The organism is Microbulbifer guangxiensis (assembly GCF_021729075.1).
Taxonomy (GTDB): domain Bacteria; phylum Pseudomonadota; class Gammaproteobacteria; order Pseudomonadales; family Cellvibrionaceae; genus Microbulbifer; species Microbulbifer guangxiensis.
In genome coordinates this window covers 200,455-215,664 of the sequence record NZ_JAJSAQ010000001.1, presented here as the reverse complement: position 1 = coordinate 215,664, position 15,210 = coordinate 200,455, and the positions used below count along the sequence as shown (strand labels likewise).

The following is a 15,210-nucleotide window of genomic DNA, read 5'->3' as shown; positions in this document are numbered from 1 at the left end:
AACAAGCTATGTTGGCATCACTCTCCCCGGAACTACGCCAATACATGGTGGTTACCGGGAATTACTGGGCATTCACCCTGACCGATGGCGCACTGCGCATGCTGGTGGTGCTGTACTTCCACCAGATCGGCTACAGCCCACTCGAGATCGCCCTGCTGTTCGTCTTCTATGAGGCATTTGGGGTAGTCACCAACCTGGTTGGTGGCTGGCTCGGCGCCCTGATTGGACTGAACCGGACGATGAATATCGGGCTCGGTCTGCAGGTCATCGCGCTGGCCATGCTGCTGGTACCGGAGAGCCGCCTTACAGTGCCCTGGGTCATGTCCGCGCAGGCCCTGTCCGGGATCGCCAAGGATCTCAACAAAATGAGTGCCAAGAGTGCGATCAAGTTGCTGGTTTCGAATCGCGAACCAGGCCGCCTTTACCACTGGGTGGCACTCCTGACCGGTTCCAAGAATGCGCTCAAGGGGGTTGGCTTTTTCCTCGGCGGCCTGATGCTTGCCACGTGGGGATTCCGGGGTGCCGTGCTGGCGATGGTCACCGCACTGGCCCTGGTGTGGATGGCCAGCCTCCTGCTGCTGAAGCAGGATCTTGGCAAGGCCAGCGCTAAGCGCAAATTCCGCGATATCTTCTCCAAGAGCCGGGGCGTCAACCTGCTCGCGGCAGCCCGGGTATTCCTGTTCGCTGCCCGTGATGTCTGGTTCGTGGTGGCCCTGCCCGTCTACCTGAGCAGCACCTTTGGGTGGGATCACTGGCAGGTTGGCGGCTTTCTCGCCCTATGGGTCATTGGCTACGGCGTGGTCCAGTCCCAGGCCCCTCGCATCACCGGAGGCAGTCCCGGGGGACGCTCGGCATTTCTGTGGGCACTGTGCCTGGGTATCGTCCCCGCCGCCATCGCCCTGCTGCTCAGCTCGTCGATACCAGCTCAGGTCACCATCATTGCCGGGCTACTGTTGTTCGGTGGAGTGTTTGCGGTCAATTCGGGCCTGCACAGCTACCTGATCGTGCAATTCGCGCGGGAGGACGGCGTGTCGATGGATGTGGGCTTCTACTACATGGCCAACGCCGCCGGGCGCCTGGCGGGAACCCTACTGTCGGGCTGGCTTTTCCAGGCGAGCGGCCTGACCGGTTGCCTCTGGGCTTCGGCGCTCTTTTTGGGAGTATCGGCGCTGATCGTGTTGCGCCTGCCGGACTGGGCGGGCGAGCACCGGCAGGCACCCCGCTGAGCCCGGTTACCTGCCAACGGCTCCGCTGCGTTTTCAGTCGTTTCCCAGCCAGCGCTCCAGCGTCTCCCGGAGCGGCTCCTTGGCCAGCGGTTTGGTCAGGAAGTCGTCCATGCCTGCCGCCAGGCAACGACCCTCGAATTGCTCCTCAGTCGTGCTGGTCAGGGCAACGATCGGCAGCCGATCGTCCGGAGAGTGCTCAGACTCCCAGTGTCGCAGACTCTCGATGATCTCCGCACTGTGCTCGGTATTCTGCTGGCAATCCACCAGAATCATGTCGTATTGCCCTTCCGGCAGGCGCTCCAGGGCGTTCTCCACGGACGAGGCCACATCGACCCGGTAACCCAGGGCCTGCAGCATTTCTTCTGTCACCCCCTGGTGCTGACGGGACTCCTCGATCAACAGCAGGTTGCGTTGACGTGGTGATACACCACTGCTGGAGACAATCCGCCGGCTCGGCTTGCGGCTGCCGCCGAACAGGCGGCTGATCAGCGCGTCGTGCAGCTCTTTGCGAGTGACCGGTCGCCCGAGGTACATGGCGCCGGGAACCGCCTGCATCAGCGGCGCAAACGCCGGTTTCTGCCCATAACCACCGAGACAGATCAGCGGGCAGCCCTCGGGATCGACACCCTCACCGGCGAAGATCCCGGCAGCTTCCGCAAGCAACGTTTCGTCGCCCATGGCCGGAGCGAGCAATACCAGTTGGCGGCGCTCGATCGAGCGAAGCAGGGTCGCTTTCTGCTCATCATCACCCTCGGCCTGCCACTTCAGGCAGGTGACCTCCATGCCGAAGGAACGCAGTACCTGAACCAGGCCCGCCACGAAAAGCCCTTTCTGGTGCAGGACCAGTACTTCACAGTCCTGCAGCCTGCGGTCGGGAGTCAGGTACACACGCTGGTTGGGCTCTATCTCGAGCTTGATCTCGACGTGATAACGGTTGCCGTCCGGGGACGAGTGGAGCTGAAGGTACCCACCCATGGCCTCTGCAAGGCCCTTGGCAATGGAAAGTCCCAGTCCGGTGGTGACCTGGGTGGTATCGAGGCGCGAAAAGGCTCCGAAGAGCTCGCTTTCATCGGGCAGGATTTCCCCGCGGCCGTCATCGACGAGACTGATCGTCAACTGCCCTTCACCCTGGTTGCTGGGGCGAAAGGTCACCTGTCCCCACAGTTCACCGACCTGGGCGATGGCCGTGGCGGAATCCACCAAGTTGCGGATCAGCTGCGAGGTCTTGCGGTTGTCACCGATGGCCATCACCGGCAGGTTGTCATCGATCTGGAAGTTGAATTCAAGACGCTGGCGATGGGCAGCCCTGGCGGCGAACTTGAACGACTTCTCGATGGTCTTGACCAGGTTGAAGGGACCATGGCGCAGGCGGATATCCTTGCGGGCAACCCGGGTGAAAAGCCCCACGTTATCCACCAGCTTGAGCTGCTGACTGCCGGCGTTCTTGGCCAGCTGCACCCACTCGCGCTGTCGCTCGGACAGCGGCTCGGCCTCCAGTAGCGCCAGCGCGCCAAGGGAGTCGGACAACTGGCTGCGGAACTCCTGGCCGATATTCGCCACGAACTCGTTGGTGAGCTCAACCGCCGCCTCGGAGTGTTTGCGCGCAGCGGCAAGGTTGCTGGCCCGTGTCTGCAGGTCCTGCATCGCCGACAACCTGTCCCAGTAATTTTCCGAGTCCCGGCGCCCCTGATGGGCCGTCAACCAGACGAAAGCGATGGTGAGAAAACCATAAATGCCGCCGAGCACATCCCCTGAGAGAAAAGCCTTGAATGCCGCCGGTAATAGCGAACCGGCAATAAACCAGGCCAGGAAGCGGTGGTACGGGGAAAACACCGAAGTGACGCTGGAGCAGAAGATGACGGTGTAAAGCCACAGGAAATGGGTCTCGGGCGCAAAACCCAGTAGCCAGACGTGGCAGAGGAGGATGACGCCCCACCAGGCGGCGCCGACCGTTGATGCGAGAAAATAGCGTCGGCGCCATCGGTTGGGACCAGTGGCATAGAGCGCAGAAAACCGGAATACATAGTAGCCGCGCCAGAGGGTAAACAGCACCAGGCCGATCCCCAGGACCAGCGCCATTTTTGGCGCAACGATACGCAGGTCACCAATCCCGATCGCGATGGCAAATGCCAGCAGGGACAGCAGCATTCCCCGACGACTGTACTTGGCAATGCGGTTGTCGGTTACCCGGCAGACACGGCGGTCTTTCTGGACCTTCAGCTCCGGACGATCAAATATGGGCATGAATCCCTTCCCAGAATACGGTGCGCCACCATCCGGCGGCATGGACTCTTCGCTGCGAAAGCCCGGGAGCCACAGCCGCGCCATGGTGAACCATCGGGCACGGACGCGACCACACTCCCCGGCACTAACCGATCCCCATGACCTCGACGAGAACCGTCTTGATGACAAACCCGAGCAGGCCAAGGCCCAGGGCGAGAAACAGGATGAAGGTACCGAACCGACCCGCTTCAGACTCTTTTGCCAGATTCCAAACGATGAAGACCATGAAAAGAATCAGGCCCCCTACTCCCAGCCACAGGGAGTATTCTTCAAACTGTTCAAACGTCATGTAACAGCCCGCTTAAAAATTGGCGCGCATTTTACAGGGTTAGCAAAGTGGTGAACAGCGTCACCAATTGCCCACACCGGCCCGCGCATAGCGGGCTTCACGTGCACCTGGACTGCAGCGGGGCATGGGAAGCAGCCCCGGCAGTCGCGCCTCCAGCCAGCAAACACCTCACCGTGATCCCCCGACCGCGAGGAGGCGGCGGCACCGGGTTTCCGCACAGGCCCACTCGGCGGGATACGGATCACGCGCCCTGGTAGTAGTCGCTGTCCTCTGCGGCGCGAGTACCACAGCGCAAGCGGCGCACTTCGCGATCCCGGTAGCGGCTGTCATGCCAGCAACGTGGCAGTGATTCCCCGGACAGGAAGCTGAGCTGTGTCTTATCGAATACTTCGGGATCCTGAACCTCCTCTCCCCACAGGTACCGGCCGACCACGGTCAACTCATAGGGATTGGAGAGAGTAACGATATCGGCGACCTCGACGAGATGGTTGGTTGCGGTATCTTTAAAGAGCATGGTGGCACCTATTTCTTCAAGTTACCTTCAGTATAGGGCCCTCTGAGGCATTTTCTGCCAGTATCAGCTTTGCTGCTGACCGCTCTCACATGACGCCCTCAGTCGATTAAACAGCAAGGATTACCCCCAAAAAGGAACAAACCCACGATTTATTCGAAGATTAAAGCCAAAATACCGTGCGAACATTCCGAAGAGCCGGACATCATCAACCCTCAAGAGTCAGACGCGCAGACACCATGCCCTCTTCTCCAAGGCCATCCATGTTTACCGTGTGGATTGTGATGCCCTGCTGCAGCAGGCTGTTAAGCCAGGGCTGCAGATCCTGGTAGCGGGCGCGTTCGATCCACAGGCGGACACGCCCGTCGCCCTCCGGCTCGAAGCGCTTGATGGCTATCTTCCTCTGCTCTGCGGCGGCGGTGACTCGCTGCAGCAGCGTGCCACTGGCACTCGATGGCTTGTGGCTACTGCCGATCTGCTCCAGCACCGGTCGCTGCTGCTGCATCCAGGCCAGCAGCTCACGGGCCTCGACCGTGCGCGCCTGTGCCGCCTCGAAATAATTCTTGGCAGGCAGGAACAGGCCGAAAACGACAAAGAGACTGCCAAGGAAGAGCCCGAGGATACCGAGCGCCCGCCGGTCACCGGGGGGTAACGTCTTCCACTTTTGCCGTAATTGCTCTATCTGCTCTTTCATAGTTCGACTACTTCGTTATGTTCAGCGGAACTGACGCCGTCAGCGGAGACGGATTCGGCCGGAAACACCATCTTCCAATTCATTCGCCGCTAGCAGTTCCGCGCGGATCTGCCCAGCGGAGAGCTGGCCCACCACGCTGTCCAGGTCAGAGAGATTCTTGGCCTGCAATTGCAGCACCATGTCACCACGGGTGCCGTCGAAACGCAGGGACTGAAGTTTCAGGCCCTGGCTGCGGCTCTGCGCCCAGACACGACTGAGATGCTGGAGCATGTTTTCAAAGCCGCCTCCGGTTCCGGAGGACTGCCGCAGATAACCCTCCACCTGGCGCCGGATGTCAGCCCGCGGGGTATCGTTGGGGAAAAGGCGGCTGAACATGGCTTCAGCCTCGGCCTCCACGGCAGCGGCACGCCAGTTGAAATAGCTCCCCGCACCCACAAAGAACACGAGCTGAAGCACAAAGCAGGCGGCGGCCACCTTGACCGGCAGCGCCCACCAGTGCCGCTGGGCGGCGGGCTCCACGGGCTTGAACTCCCCGCTGAGCAGATTGGCCAGTTGTGCCGGCCTGAGGCGCGACAGAAGCTCAGACTCCGGAAATCCATCAGTGAGCGTCAAATTGTCACCGAACAGGGTTCTCAGCTCAGCCGCAAACATGTCATCGACCGGCCCGAGAACCTCGAGCCCTCGGCTTTCGGGGGCATTGTCAGGCGCCTGCGGATCCTCCGTGCCGCCTTGGGCCAGGCTCTCGATGACCGGCTGCAGGTGTTGCCGCCGCATCGAAAGCCCATGGCCCTCACCCTGCCAGAGGTGGACACGTTCACCGTCGACCCAAAGGAGGTTGGCATCGCCTCCGCGGTCGAGTAACTGGTATTCCGGGATCACTGCAAGTACCGGTAATTCCATCACGGTCACGGCTTCGAGCACTGCCGCCATCCGCTCGCGATCGACGGCATAGACAGAGCAGCGCTCGCCCTGGCGGGGCTGGGAAACGAAGTGCAGGTCCTCCACATCACCGGCGAGGCGCTCCTCCACCATGTAGCCCACCGCCTGCGGCTGCCGTCGCGCAGCCCTGGGAATGTCTTCGGTTCCGCTCCAGACCCAGTGACCGGGCAGCAGCAGGAGCACTTTGTCCCCTTCTTCCAACGTTGGTGGCGTCGAGTGTTCAGAGTCGGCATGAACGTCAGCGCCCTCCGCCAGGGCAAATGCGGCCCTGGCGGCATCGGGCAAGGCACAGGTGCGCCAGCCCTCCCCGGCCCACTGCTGCAGGGCGAGGCCGCTATCCGCCGGTGCATCGACAATGCGCAGCAAACGAATCTGTCCCGAAGTGTTTGGACGCCCCTCGGCGGGGCTTGACTTTTTAATCATAACTAGTTGTTTTAATTCGATATTTTCGAGACTTCAGACGCTGTCTCATCCAGCAATTGAGCCATTTGTCCAACCGCAAAGGGACGACGCTGGCGCTGAACCACCCGCACCTCGCCGCGGCGCTCATCCAGCTGCAATAGCGACTCCCAGTATTGCCGGTGGTCTCCCTGCTCTCCAAGCTGCACCGCGATCCTGGCCAGGAAGTAGCGACTGTGAAATACCAGGCCGGGGGCTGCGTTCAGGCCATAGGCCTCCAGCTGGCTGCGCTCGGTGAAGACCCCGTCGGCATCGCGGAAACTTTCCACCTCGTTGGCGCGGGACTGCGGGGCAATCGCTGACAGCAGTTCCGGCGAAGCGAAATTGACGTTGATCGCGGTACCGGTCTCCGGCAGCGCACACAAGTGCGGTCTCAGGGCCTCCCAATCCTCGGCCTCCATGCCCGTCACCGCCGCAAGCTCCGAGATATCGGTAATCGGTGCATCAGGCGTCCGATGCGCCAATTCCCGGCCCAGATACCCGTCGTCCTCGGTACCCGGCGCCAGCGGAGTATCCCCGGCATCGACCCAATCCTGAATTGCCCGGGCCAGGTCAGACTTGCCTGTAACGTTGCGTACCAGTCGCTCGAAGATCTGGCCCTGCTCGGATTGCCCGGCCGTTTCAGTCAGATTATTTACATTAAAACAAGAATTTAACTCCTTGATATTAATGCGTATTTTCCCATTATCCGGGTTGAATGAAAGCGCCGGAACTGCCCAGGCTTCCAGAGCGGTGTCCGCTGAGTCGGGCTGCTCCTTGTCCTGCTCGTAGTCACGCTGCAGGGCAATCCGCGCCCAGGCCTCTGCGCCACCGACAAACTCAGCCAGCTGCGCGTTGGCGAGCAAGGCTGCGGTGCGGGTCACTGCAATACGATTGCGGGTAATGGTGTGGGTCAGGGCGGCGACCGCAACAACCAGCAGCAGCAACACCGTCACCAGTGCCACGCCCCTTTGATGGCCCAGTCGCCTGGGGGCATGCCGTGCACTCATCGTTGCCCCCCCGACTGTTCACTATCGGACCCGCCGGCGCCGTCGTCCTGCCCGGCATCATCCTGCAAACTGTCGCCCGGATCGGGTGACGGGCCTGTGTTGTCATCGCCACCGTCGGCACCGGTCGCCCCGAGCATCTCGTAGCGGTTCAGCGGAAATACCCGGCGGATTTCTCCGACACTGGTTTCCATCGTCAGCTCCACTGCGTCCGGTAGCCTGATCTCGACCGCATCCACCGGGCCGCGGCTATCCAACGGGGGCCACTCCGCCAACCAGACCTTGCTGTCGGCGTCGTAGTAGCGAAAACCGAGTGTCTGTATACCGAGCAGTAACGGCTCGGACACGGGTTCGGTGTCAGGGGCGCGGTCCAGCACCCGCCAGCGGCTGCGCAGGAGCAGCCCGCCGCCCTCCTCGAAACCTGCACCCTGTTCTGCAAAGCCCAGGCTGTAGCTCAGCCGCTGTAGCTCTCCACGGGGCTCACCCGTGAGATTGGCGGCACCCAGCCGGGTGAATTCCAGCTCATCCACATCGCCCCTGAGTGCCGGCTCGTAACCGCTATAGGGGTTCTTTACCGGTCTGGCGGTGAGTTGGCGCAGGTCATCTTCGATCCGGTACATGGCCATCGACATCCGGCGCATTTCCTCTGCCCGCTCGGAAAGCATCCGGTCAGTACCATTGAGGGTGTCCATCAGGGCGTAGGAGCCAATGCTGATCACGGCGACAATGGTGAGGACCACCATCATCTCGATCAGGGTAAAACCTCGATATCGCCTCACTACCGCGACTCCTCTGCCGCCCAGGCATCCAGTGTCACGGCGGGATTCTCGGCATCGGGGCGCATCACCTCGATGGTGATATGGCGCAACCGGGGCTCACTGGTATCTTCGACATTGGCGGTCACCAGCCACTCGCCGTGCCCCTGCGGGATACGCTCGGACTTCTTGCCCAGTGGTGGCCAGGGCGCCTGCAGGCGAATCTCTGCCAGAGCCTGCTGGGCAACCCAGCTGGCTGCCAGACGCTCCTCAAGGTAGGCCTGGGTGCGCACGCTGTCGTGCATGGTTCTGAGCACGCTGGCAGCAATCACACCAAAAATGGTCAGTGCCACCAGCACCTCGATCAGGGTGAAGCCCTGATGCCTATTGAGGTTCTGATGCCAATTGCGGCCGCGCTGCCTAGTCATCCGCGGCGCCCCATTCGAGCTCGAGCCCATGCAGGCTGCTGTAATTCAGGCGTGCCTCCCGCAGGACCCTGCCGCTCTCCAGCAATTGAACGCCAATTTCTGCGGGGAGGACCTCACCACTGGACAGAGAGACAAACTGCGGAACCGGCTCATCATCCTCTCGACGGTCGGCAGCAAATTCTGTCGGGGTGGAAACCGGCATCTCGGCTTCGCTCAGAACCTCGAGACGAATATCTCCGGGTAGCTGGTGACTGGCAAAGCGGGCAGCAGCAGTGCCCTGCACCGCTTCGGCAAGGGGTTCCCAGGTCAGGGTGACCGCATCGAAGCGGACAACGCTGTAGCTGTCCTCTTCAAACACGACACCGTAGTGGGCCTTGTCAATCAGGGCCCGGTCAGCCACCAACTGCAGCAGGTTTGCCAGCCGCTGAACCTCCGCACTCCAGGCACGGGCACCGGCTCCACCCAGGGAAACCATCGCCATACCGGCGAGCACGGCAATGATGACAATTACCACCAGCAGCTCGATCAGCGTGAAGCCGCGATGGCGGCCCGGCATCGGGTTCATGCTAGGAGAGCAATCTACGATCAGAGCTCGGAAGCGAACAGGTCGGCCGCCTCGCCTTCCCCACCGGGCTTGCCGTCGGCGCCCAGGCTGAAGAGGTCATAGGGGCCCTCGCTCCCAGGGCTGACATACTGGTACTCATTACCCCACGGATCCTTGGGCTCGCGCTTCAGGTATGGCTGGGTCCAGTTTTTTGCCTCAGGAAAACCGTTAGGCTTGGCGACCAGTGCCTGAAGGCCCTGCTCCGTGCTGGGATAAACAAAGTTGTCCATCCGGTACAGGTCCAGCTGGGTTTCAATGGCCCGGAGGTCGGCCACTGCCGCCTTCATCCGCGCCTCGCCGGTACGGCCCATGATATTGGGCACTACCAGGGCACCAAGCACCCCGAGGATCACGATCACCACCATGATCTCGATCAGCGTAAAGCCGCCGTTTTTTTTCAGATTTCTCATAACATCACTCTCTGTCACAGTTCTCTTGTTAGCGTCTAGCGTCTTCGCGCTATTACGCCCGAACAGGCCAACTGCCCCGGCCGACGCCGGTCAGATGACCATCTGATTCATGCTCATGATCGGCATCATGATCGCCATCACGATAAAGAGCACGATGGCGGCCATCAGCAGCAGCATCGCCGGCTCGAACAGGCTGACAAACGCCGTCACTGCACCCTGGAGATCCTGCTCCTGGGACTCGGCGGCCCTGGCGAGCATCTCGTCGAGGGAGCCTGACGACTCACCGCTCGCGATCATGTAAATCATCATTGGCGGGAAGTACTCCACATCCTCCAGCGCCCTGCGCAGGCTGCCCCCTTCCCGCACGAATTTCTGCGCAACCTGCAGCCGCGCCTTCAGGAATTCATTACTCATCACGCCACTGGCAATACCCATTGCCTGGACCAACGGCACGCTGCTGCCGGTGAGGATGGCCAGGGTGCCCACATAACGCGCACTCTGCGCGCCGCGCACAAGCCAGCCGATCAGCGGCAACTCCAGCAGCCGGTGGTGAAAGCGGTAACGGATCGCCGGCTGGCGCAACAGCATCGCAATGCCGATCCCAGACGCGATCAGTGCCGGCGGTACCAGCCAGCCCCAGGCGGCAATGAAGTCACTGATGGCCACCAGGATGCGGGTCGGCAGTGGCAGCACCTGTCCAGTACCGGTGAACACCTCGATCACGTCCGGCACCACGTAAACCATGAGGCCGGTCACAACCAGGATGCAGACAAACACCAGAACCAGCGGGTAGATCAGCGCCAGCTGTACTTTCTGGCGAAACTTCTGCTGGTTTTCTACGTATTCGCTCAGGCGCTCGAGAACGCCATCGAGGTGGCCGGAATGCTCACCGGCTTCCACCGTCGCCCGGTAGAGCTTTGGAAATGCGCGGGGGAAATTGCCCAGTGCCTGGGCGAAGCTGTGGCCTTCTAGAATCTTTCCGCGAACCGCCATCACGATGCGGCGTATCTTCGCATTGCGTGTCTGGTTGGCGATGGCGCTCAGCGATTCTTCCAGGGGAATGCCCGCCCGCAGCAGTGTCGCAATCTGGCGGGTCAGCAGCGCCAGGTTTTTGACGCTAAGCCCGGGGGTGCCGGACAACAGGGAGGAACCACCTGAGCTAGATGTCTCCGTCGCCGGCCCCAACTCGAGGGGCACCAGGCCACGGGCCCGCAACTGCTGGCGCGCGGCCTTGGCGCTGTCGGCCTCCAGCGTGCCGCGGTTCTTGCGACCGGAGTCAGTGAGTGCGATGTACTCGAAGGCAGCCACGATCAGGACTCCTGGGTGACCCGCAGCACTTCCTCCAGGGAAGTGATACCGGCCAGCACCTTGGCGATGCCATCCTCACGGATGCTCTTGGCCACTTTGCGGGCTTCCAGCACCAGCGCACTCTCCGAGGCGCGATCGTGGATCAGCTGGCGCATGGTCTCATTGACCGGGACCAGCTCATAGATGCCGACCCGACCCACATAGCCACTGTGATTGCAGTGTTCGCAGCCGGAGGGCCGGTAAATGATGGTGTCACCGGCGCCATCCGTACCCAGCAGGCGACGCTCGCCGGGATCAGCCGAATGGGGCTGTTTGCACTCCGGACACAGTACCCGTACCAGCCGCTGGGCAAGCACACCGATCAGGCTCGAGGACAGCAGGAAGGGTTCGATGCCCATGTCCACCAGTCGGGTGACCGCCCCGAGCGCAGTGTTGGTGTGCAGGGTCGAGAGCACCAGGTGGCCGGTCAGTGACGCCTGAATAGCAATCTGCATGGTTTCCAGGTCGCGGATCTCACCGACCATCACTACATCCGGGTCCTGACGCAGGATCGCGCGCAGCCCGCGGGCAAAGGTCATATCAGCCTTGGTATTGACCTGCGTCTGCCCCACACCCTCGAGGTTGTACTCAACCGGGTCCTCGACCGTGAGGATGTTCTTCTCGCGATTGTTGATACTGCCGAGGCCGGCGTAAAGCGTGGTGGTCTTACCGGAGCCGGTCGGGCCGGTGACCAGCAGGATACCGTGCGGGCGCCCGAGCAGCTCGTTCATGATCTTGAGATCGTGGCCCGACATGCCCAGCTTGGTCAGGTCCATCTTGCCCGCCTGTTTGTCCAGCAGGCGCATGACCACCCGCTCACCGGCACTGGACGGCATGGTGGAAACCCGTACATCCACTTCGCGCCCGCCCATCAGCAGGGAGATGCGGCCATCCTGGGGCACGCGCTTCTCGGCGATATCCAGTTTGGCCATCACCTTGATACGGGATACCAGCAACGGTGCCAACGCCCGACGCGGCTGCAGAACCTCACGCAATACGCCGTCGACGCGGAAACGCACCACCAGCCGCTTTTCAAACGTCTCGATATGAATATCCGAGGCACCCTGCTTGAGCGACTCGGCGAAAATCGCATTGATCAGGCGGACGATCGGTGCATCATCCTCCTGCTCCAGCAGGTCCTCGGTTTCCGGCAGTGAATCGGCGACGGCGGCCAGGTCCAGGTCATCCCCCAGCCCCTCCACATCGGAGAGATTGCCGCCTTCGCGGTTTTCATACTCCCGCTGCAGAGCAGCCTGGAACCCCTCTTCCTGAACGGCCTCGATATCCACCGGGAATCCGCACAGCCGCTGGACCTCCGCCAATACGCTGGGATTCAGCGGCGCCACATACTGACAGCGCAATTCTCCGTCGGCGGCAGTCAGGAGCACGCGATGGCGCTTGGCGAAGGCGTAGGGCAGGCGCTTGGATGCCAGCTCCCGCGGGGCCGCTGCTAGAGTCATTTTTCTACCTCAATTACCTCGACCGGTTCGCCTTCCCCCTCGTAGCTTCCGGTAGGGGGCAGCAGGTCCGGCAACACATCGCCGCGATGCCAGTCCCAGATCACACTGGTCTTGTCGCGGATGCGGAACTGCTTCTCCTGCAGGTCCAGATAGCGCTGGCGGGTCTCTTCATAGCCAGCAATCTGGGTGCTGAGAATCTTGGGTCGCAGGAACACCATCAGGTTGGTCTTGCTGACGTCCTTGCTGCTGGAACGGAACAGTCGGCCGATCCCCGGCAGATCACCCAGCAGGGGCACCTTGGAGGCAGTTTCACTCACCTGGTCCTCGATCAGGCCACCGAGCACCAGAATGGCACCGTCGTCGATCAGTACCCGCGTGCGAATCTCCCGCTTGCTGGTAACGATATCGGAAGCGCCGCTCGCTCCTTCAGCGAACGGCAGGACATTTTCCACCTTCTGCTCAATATCCAGAGTCACGGAATTGTTGTTGTTCACGCGCGGAACCACTTTCAGGGTGGTGCCGATATCCTGACGCTGGATCGTGGTAAACGGGTCGTTGTTGCTGCCGGACAGCAGCTGTTCGCCGGTAATGAAGGGCACGTTCTGGCCAACCAGAATCTCCGCCTCTTCATTGTCCAGCGCCATGATGGTCGGCGTGGAGAGGATGTTGGCGTTGTTGGTTGTCGCAACCGCATTGACCACGGCACGAACATCAGTTCCGGTGAGATAACCCAGGTTGAGGCCTGTTCCCAGCAGGTTGAGAGGGTTCAGCGACCCGGGATTGAACTCCGACAGCACATTGCCGTCGCTATCCACGATGGGGTTGGGAGAGGCGTCGTTGTTAAAGCCCGCCGCCACATCATCGTTGGCACCGGCAATCCACTTGATACCGAGATCGCTGCCCGCCCCTTCGGTGACCTCTACGATGATGGCCTCGATCAGCACCTGGGCGCGACGCACGTCCAGCTTGGCGATCACGCCCTTCATGGTCTCCAGCAATGCAGGCGGGGCGGTCAGAACCAGGGAATTGAGGGATTCATTGACCTGGATGCTGACCTCGACGTCCGCGGCCTGCTGGTCCTTCTCGGTCTTCTGGATGCTGCCGCTCATCCCTTCCAGAATCGGCTTCAGGTCCGCGGCATTCGCGTATTGCACATACACCACAGCCGTATTGCCCTCGCCGTCGAGCGGCTGGTCGAGGCGGCGAATCACGTTCTTGAGCTGGGTGCGGGTCACCGGATCCCCGGTGAGCAGGACAGAGTTGGAGCGCTCATCTACCGCGATCCGCAAAGGCTGAACATCATTGCCCGCCTGCTTGCCCCCGCCCTGCAGCAACTCCCCGAGTACCTGCTTGACCTCTTTGGCAGAGGCGAACTGCAGGGGGACCAGCTCGATATCGATGGCTCCTGCGCGATCCAGTTGTTTTACCAGGCGCACAATCTGCTCAATATTGGCAGCTCGATCGGCGATGATCAGGGTATTGGTGTCGGCATAGGCAGCCAGGTGACCGGCAGTCGGAACCAGCGGTCGCAGCATGGCGATCAGCTGTGTCGCGGAAATATTCTCCACGCGGATGGTCCGAACCAGCATGGTCTCGCCGGGAACCCGAACGCTGCCCTCAACCACCGGAATGGCCTGCGCCTTGGCCTGCGAGTCCGGCACCACCTTCCAGGCCCCGCCCTGCTCAACGAGCGTAAAGCCATTTACGTCCAGCACAGACATGAAGACTTCGAAAGCCTCGTCGTGCGTCATCGGGTCACCGGCCACCACGGTGACCTTTCCCTTCACATTGGGGTGGACGATGATGTTCTTGCCGGTGAAATCCGCTGCCCAGTTGATGAGGTCTCGGATATCCGCATTATCGAGAGAGAGCGTGACCCGCTCCGGGGGCTGGGCGAGCACCACTGTGGATAACAGCAACCCCAGCCCGACTGCGAGCAGTCGACGAATATACATCCTCTTCATTATTGTTCTGGCTCTTTCTCAAATGGTCTTGGTCAAAAAATTAAAGGGGCCATCCGCCGGTTCTCTACCGCTCGGAACGCCGCTCTCGCGCGATACTGCGAAGCTGCTCGAGGCGCTCCCGGATCGACTGTTGTTTTTCTGAACGGCTCTGATCGTTTTGCGCACTGACTTCGGCCGCCTGTCGGGCGAACCCGCCATTGGCAAAATTATTCGTCGGCACCGTCGGACGCCCATCCTCATCCGGATAGGTCAGTTTTTCCATCTTGCCATTGCGCCGCAGGATGATGTGATCGGTATCCACAGAATAAAGCTCTGCGCCACCTGGCAGCCGGTCCCCCACAAACAGGCGCTGGGCCGGCTTGCCCCGCTCTGCCACCAGTGCACTGGCCTTCTGCTCATCGCTATTGTCGAGGACCCCGGAAAGCACCAGGTTCAATTGGGTGATGGGGATATTGGCAAGATCCAGCTGCGGCTCGGCGGCCGGTTCCCTGGCTGCAACGCCAAAGAACGGGGTGCTGGGTAGGGAGACACCATTGTGAGGGGCCGCAGAGGTGTGACGTGCAGCGAGAAAAGATTCATCTTCCGATGCGGGTAACAAATTGGCACCATAAGCCAAAACGTTGACCATCAACCAGGCCCCAGCGACGCCGACAGAGGCGAGCAAACTGCGTCGATTGGCGCTGTTCGCCGCGGATACTGGCAAAGCCCAGGAAAATCGCTGTAAAGCCGACATGTACAACCCTAGTGGCCAAGTGCAAAACTGACCTGAATTATTGATCTAAGCCGCCTATTCTCATTCGTCATTACCAGAAAGGCAATGTTCCTTCATTGGCGGAGATCCCATCCCTAGAATCG

General features: G+C 61.2%; 15 protein-coding genes. 1 reads left to right on the top strand and 14 read right to left on the bottom strand.

Going from position 1 to position 15,210, the window contains the following annotated elements; translation table 11 throughout:
* The first annotated feature begins 8 nt into the window (after positions 1–8).
* A complete protein-coding gene (arsJ, locus tag LVD12_RS00930; RefSeq protein WP_237064944.1) occupies positions 9–1,226 on the top strand; it encodes an organoarsenical effux MFS transporter ArsJ in 1,218 nt (405 codons plus the stop codon).
* Between the two features lie 33 nt (positions 1,227–1,259).
* On the opposite strand, the gene LVD12_RS00925 is transcribed toward arsJ, so the two are convergent.
* From LVD12_RS00925 to LVD12_RS00860, 14 genes are all read right to left on the bottom strand, one after another.
* The gene (locus tag LVD12_RS00925) at positions 1,260–3,470 is read right to left on the bottom strand and encodes a hybrid sensor histidine kinase/response regulator (protein WP_237064942.1); all 2,211 of its coding nucleotides are present in this window, start codon (positions 3,468–3,470) and stop codon (positions 1,260–1,262) included.
* A gap of 124 nt (positions 3,471–3,594) precedes the next feature.
* Entirely contained in the window at positions 3,595–3,798 is a 204-nt protein-coding gene (locus LVD12_RS00920) for a DUF2788 domain-containing protein (RefSeq protein ID WP_237064940.1), read from the bottom strand.
* Between the two features lie 241 nt (positions 3,799–4,039).
* Positions 4,040–4,312: an acetyltransferase gene (locus LVD12_RS00915; RefSeq protein ID WP_237064939.1), complete on the bottom strand. Its 273-nt coding sequence runs from the start codon at positions 4,310–4,312 to the stop codon at positions 4,040–4,042.
* A gap of 205 nt (positions 4,313–4,517) precedes the next feature.
* Complete coding sequence (locus LVD12_RS00910; RefSeq protein ID WP_237064937.1) at positions 4,518–5,003, bottom strand: type II secretion system protein M; 486 nt, start codon at positions 5,001–5,003, stop codon at positions 4,518–4,520.
* A gap of 39 nt (positions 5,004–5,042) precedes the next feature.
* On the bottom strand, positions 5,043–6,365 hold the full coding sequence (gene gspL / locus LVD12_RS00905; protein WP_237064935.1) for a type II secretion system protein GspL: 1,323 nt from the start codon (positions 6,363–6,365) through the stop codon (positions 5,043–5,045).
* 11 nt (positions 6,366–6,376) lie between these two features.
* Positions 6,377–7,390, bottom strand: a complete 1,014-nt coding sequence (gspK, locus tag LVD12_RS00900; RefSeq protein ID WP_237064933.1) for a type II secretion system minor pseudopilin GspK — start codon at positions 7,388–7,390, stop codon at positions 6,377–6,379.
* A complete protein-coding gene (gene gspJ / locus LVD12_RS00895; RefSeq protein WP_237064931.1) occupies positions 7,387–8,166 on the bottom strand; it encodes a type II secretion system minor pseudopilin GspJ in 780 nt (259 codons plus the stop codon). Before gspJ ends, gspK begins: the two co-directional genes overlap by 4 nt.
* Positions 8,166–8,570 (bottom strand): type II secretion system minor pseudopilin GspI, encoded by a 405-nt coding sequence (gene gspI / locus LVD12_RS00890; RefSeq protein ID WP_237064929.1) that lies wholly within the window; start codon positions 8,568–8,570, stop codon positions 8,166–8,168. The genes gspJ and gspI overlap by 1 nt, the downstream gene beginning before the upstream one ends.
* Complete coding sequence (locus tag LVD12_RS00885; protein WP_237064927.1) at positions 8,563–9,135, bottom strand: type II secretion system protein; 573 nt, start codon at positions 9,133–9,135, stop codon at positions 8,563–8,565. Before LVD12_RS00885 ends, gspI begins: the two co-directional genes overlap by 8 nt.
* Positions 9,136–9,155: 20 nt before the next feature.
* Positions 9,156–9,584, bottom strand: coding sequence for a type II secretion system major pseudopilin GspG (gene gspG, locus LVD12_RS00880; RefSeq protein WP_237064926.1), 429 nt, complete (start codon positions 9,582–9,584; stop codon positions 9,156–9,158).
* Positions 9,585–9,674: 90 nt separating this feature from the next.
* A complete protein-coding gene (gene gspF, locus LVD12_RS00875; protein WP_237064924.1) occupies positions 9,675–10,892 on the bottom strand; it encodes a type II secretion system inner membrane protein GspF in 1,218 nt (405 codons plus the stop codon).
* A 2-nt stretch (positions 10,893–10,894) separates the two neighbouring features.
* The gene (gspE, locus tag LVD12_RS00870) at positions 10,895–12,391 is read right to left on the bottom strand and encodes a type II secretion system ATPase GspE (protein WP_237064922.1); all 1,497 of its coding nucleotides are present in this window, start codon (positions 12,389–12,391) and stop codon (positions 10,895–10,897) included.
* The gene (gspD, locus tag LVD12_RS00865; RefSeq protein ID WP_237064919.1) at positions 12,388–14,355 is read right to left on the bottom strand and encodes a type II secretion system secretin GspD; all 1,968 of its coding nucleotides are present in this window, start codon (positions 14,353–14,355) and stop codon (positions 12,388–12,390) included. Before gspD ends, gspE begins: the two co-directional genes overlap by 4 nt.
* A gap of 64 nt (positions 14,356–14,419) precedes the next feature.
* Complete coding sequence (locus tag LVD12_RS00860) at positions 14,420–15,088, bottom strand: type II secretion system protein N (protein ID WP_237064917.1); 669 nt, start codon at positions 15,086–15,088, stop codon at positions 14,420–14,422.
* Between the last annotated feature and the right edge of the window lie 122 nt (positions 15,089–15,210).

Excerpts from the sequence above, each read along its gene's own strand:
- gspG (WP_237064926.1), bottom strand. The coding sequence starts at position 9,584 with ATGAGAAATCTGAAAAAAAACGGCGGCTTTACGCTGATCGAGATCATG.
- LVD12_RS00915 (WP_237064939.1), bottom strand. The coding sequence starts at position 4,312 with ATGCTCTTTAAAGATACCGCAACCAACCATCTCGTCGAGGTCGCCGAT.
- LVD12_RS00920 (WP_237064940.1), bottom strand. The coding sequence starts at position 3,798 with ATGACGTTTGAACAGTTTGAAGAATACTCCCTGTGGCTGGGAGTAGGG.
- LVD12_RS00885 (WP_237064927.1), bottom strand. The coding sequence starts at position 9,135 with ATGAACCCGATGCCGGGCCGCCATCGCGGCTTCACGCTGATCGAGCTG.
- LVD12_RS00910 (WP_237064937.1), bottom strand. The coding sequence starts at position 5,003 with ATGAAAGAGCAGATAGAGCAATTACGGCAAAAGTGGAAGACGTTACCC.
- LVD12_RS00925 (WP_237064942.1), bottom strand. The coding sequence starts at position 3,470 with ATGCCCATATTTGATCGTCCGGAGCTGAAGGTCCAGAAAGACCGCCGT.
- gspI (WP_237064929.1), bottom strand. The coding sequence starts at position 8,570 with ATGACTAGGCAGCGCGGCCGCAATTGGCATCAGAACCTCAATAGGCAT.
- gspK (WP_237064933.1), bottom strand. The coding sequence starts at position 7,390 with ATGAGTGCACGGCATGCCCCCAGGCGACTGGGCCATCAAAGGGGCGTG.
- arsJ (WP_237064944.1), top strand. The coding sequence starts at position 9 with ATGTTGGCATCACTCTCCCCGGAACTACGCCAATACATGGTGGTTACC.
- gspD (WP_237064919.1), bottom strand. The coding sequence starts at position 14,355 with ATGAAGAGGATGTATATTCGTCGACTGCTCGCAGTCGGGCTGGGGTTG.
- gspE (WP_237064922.1), bottom strand. The coding sequence starts at position 12,391 with ATGACTCTAGCAGCGGCCCCGCGGGAGCTGGCATCCAAGCGCCTGCCC.
- LVD12_RS00860 (WP_237064917.1), bottom strand. The coding sequence starts at position 15,088 with ATGTCGGCTTTACAGCGATTTTCCTGGGCTTTGCCAGTATCCGCGGCG.
- gspL (WP_237064935.1), bottom strand. The coding sequence starts at position 6,365 with ATGATTAAAAAGTCAAGCCCCGCCGAGGGGCGTCCAAACACTTCGGGA.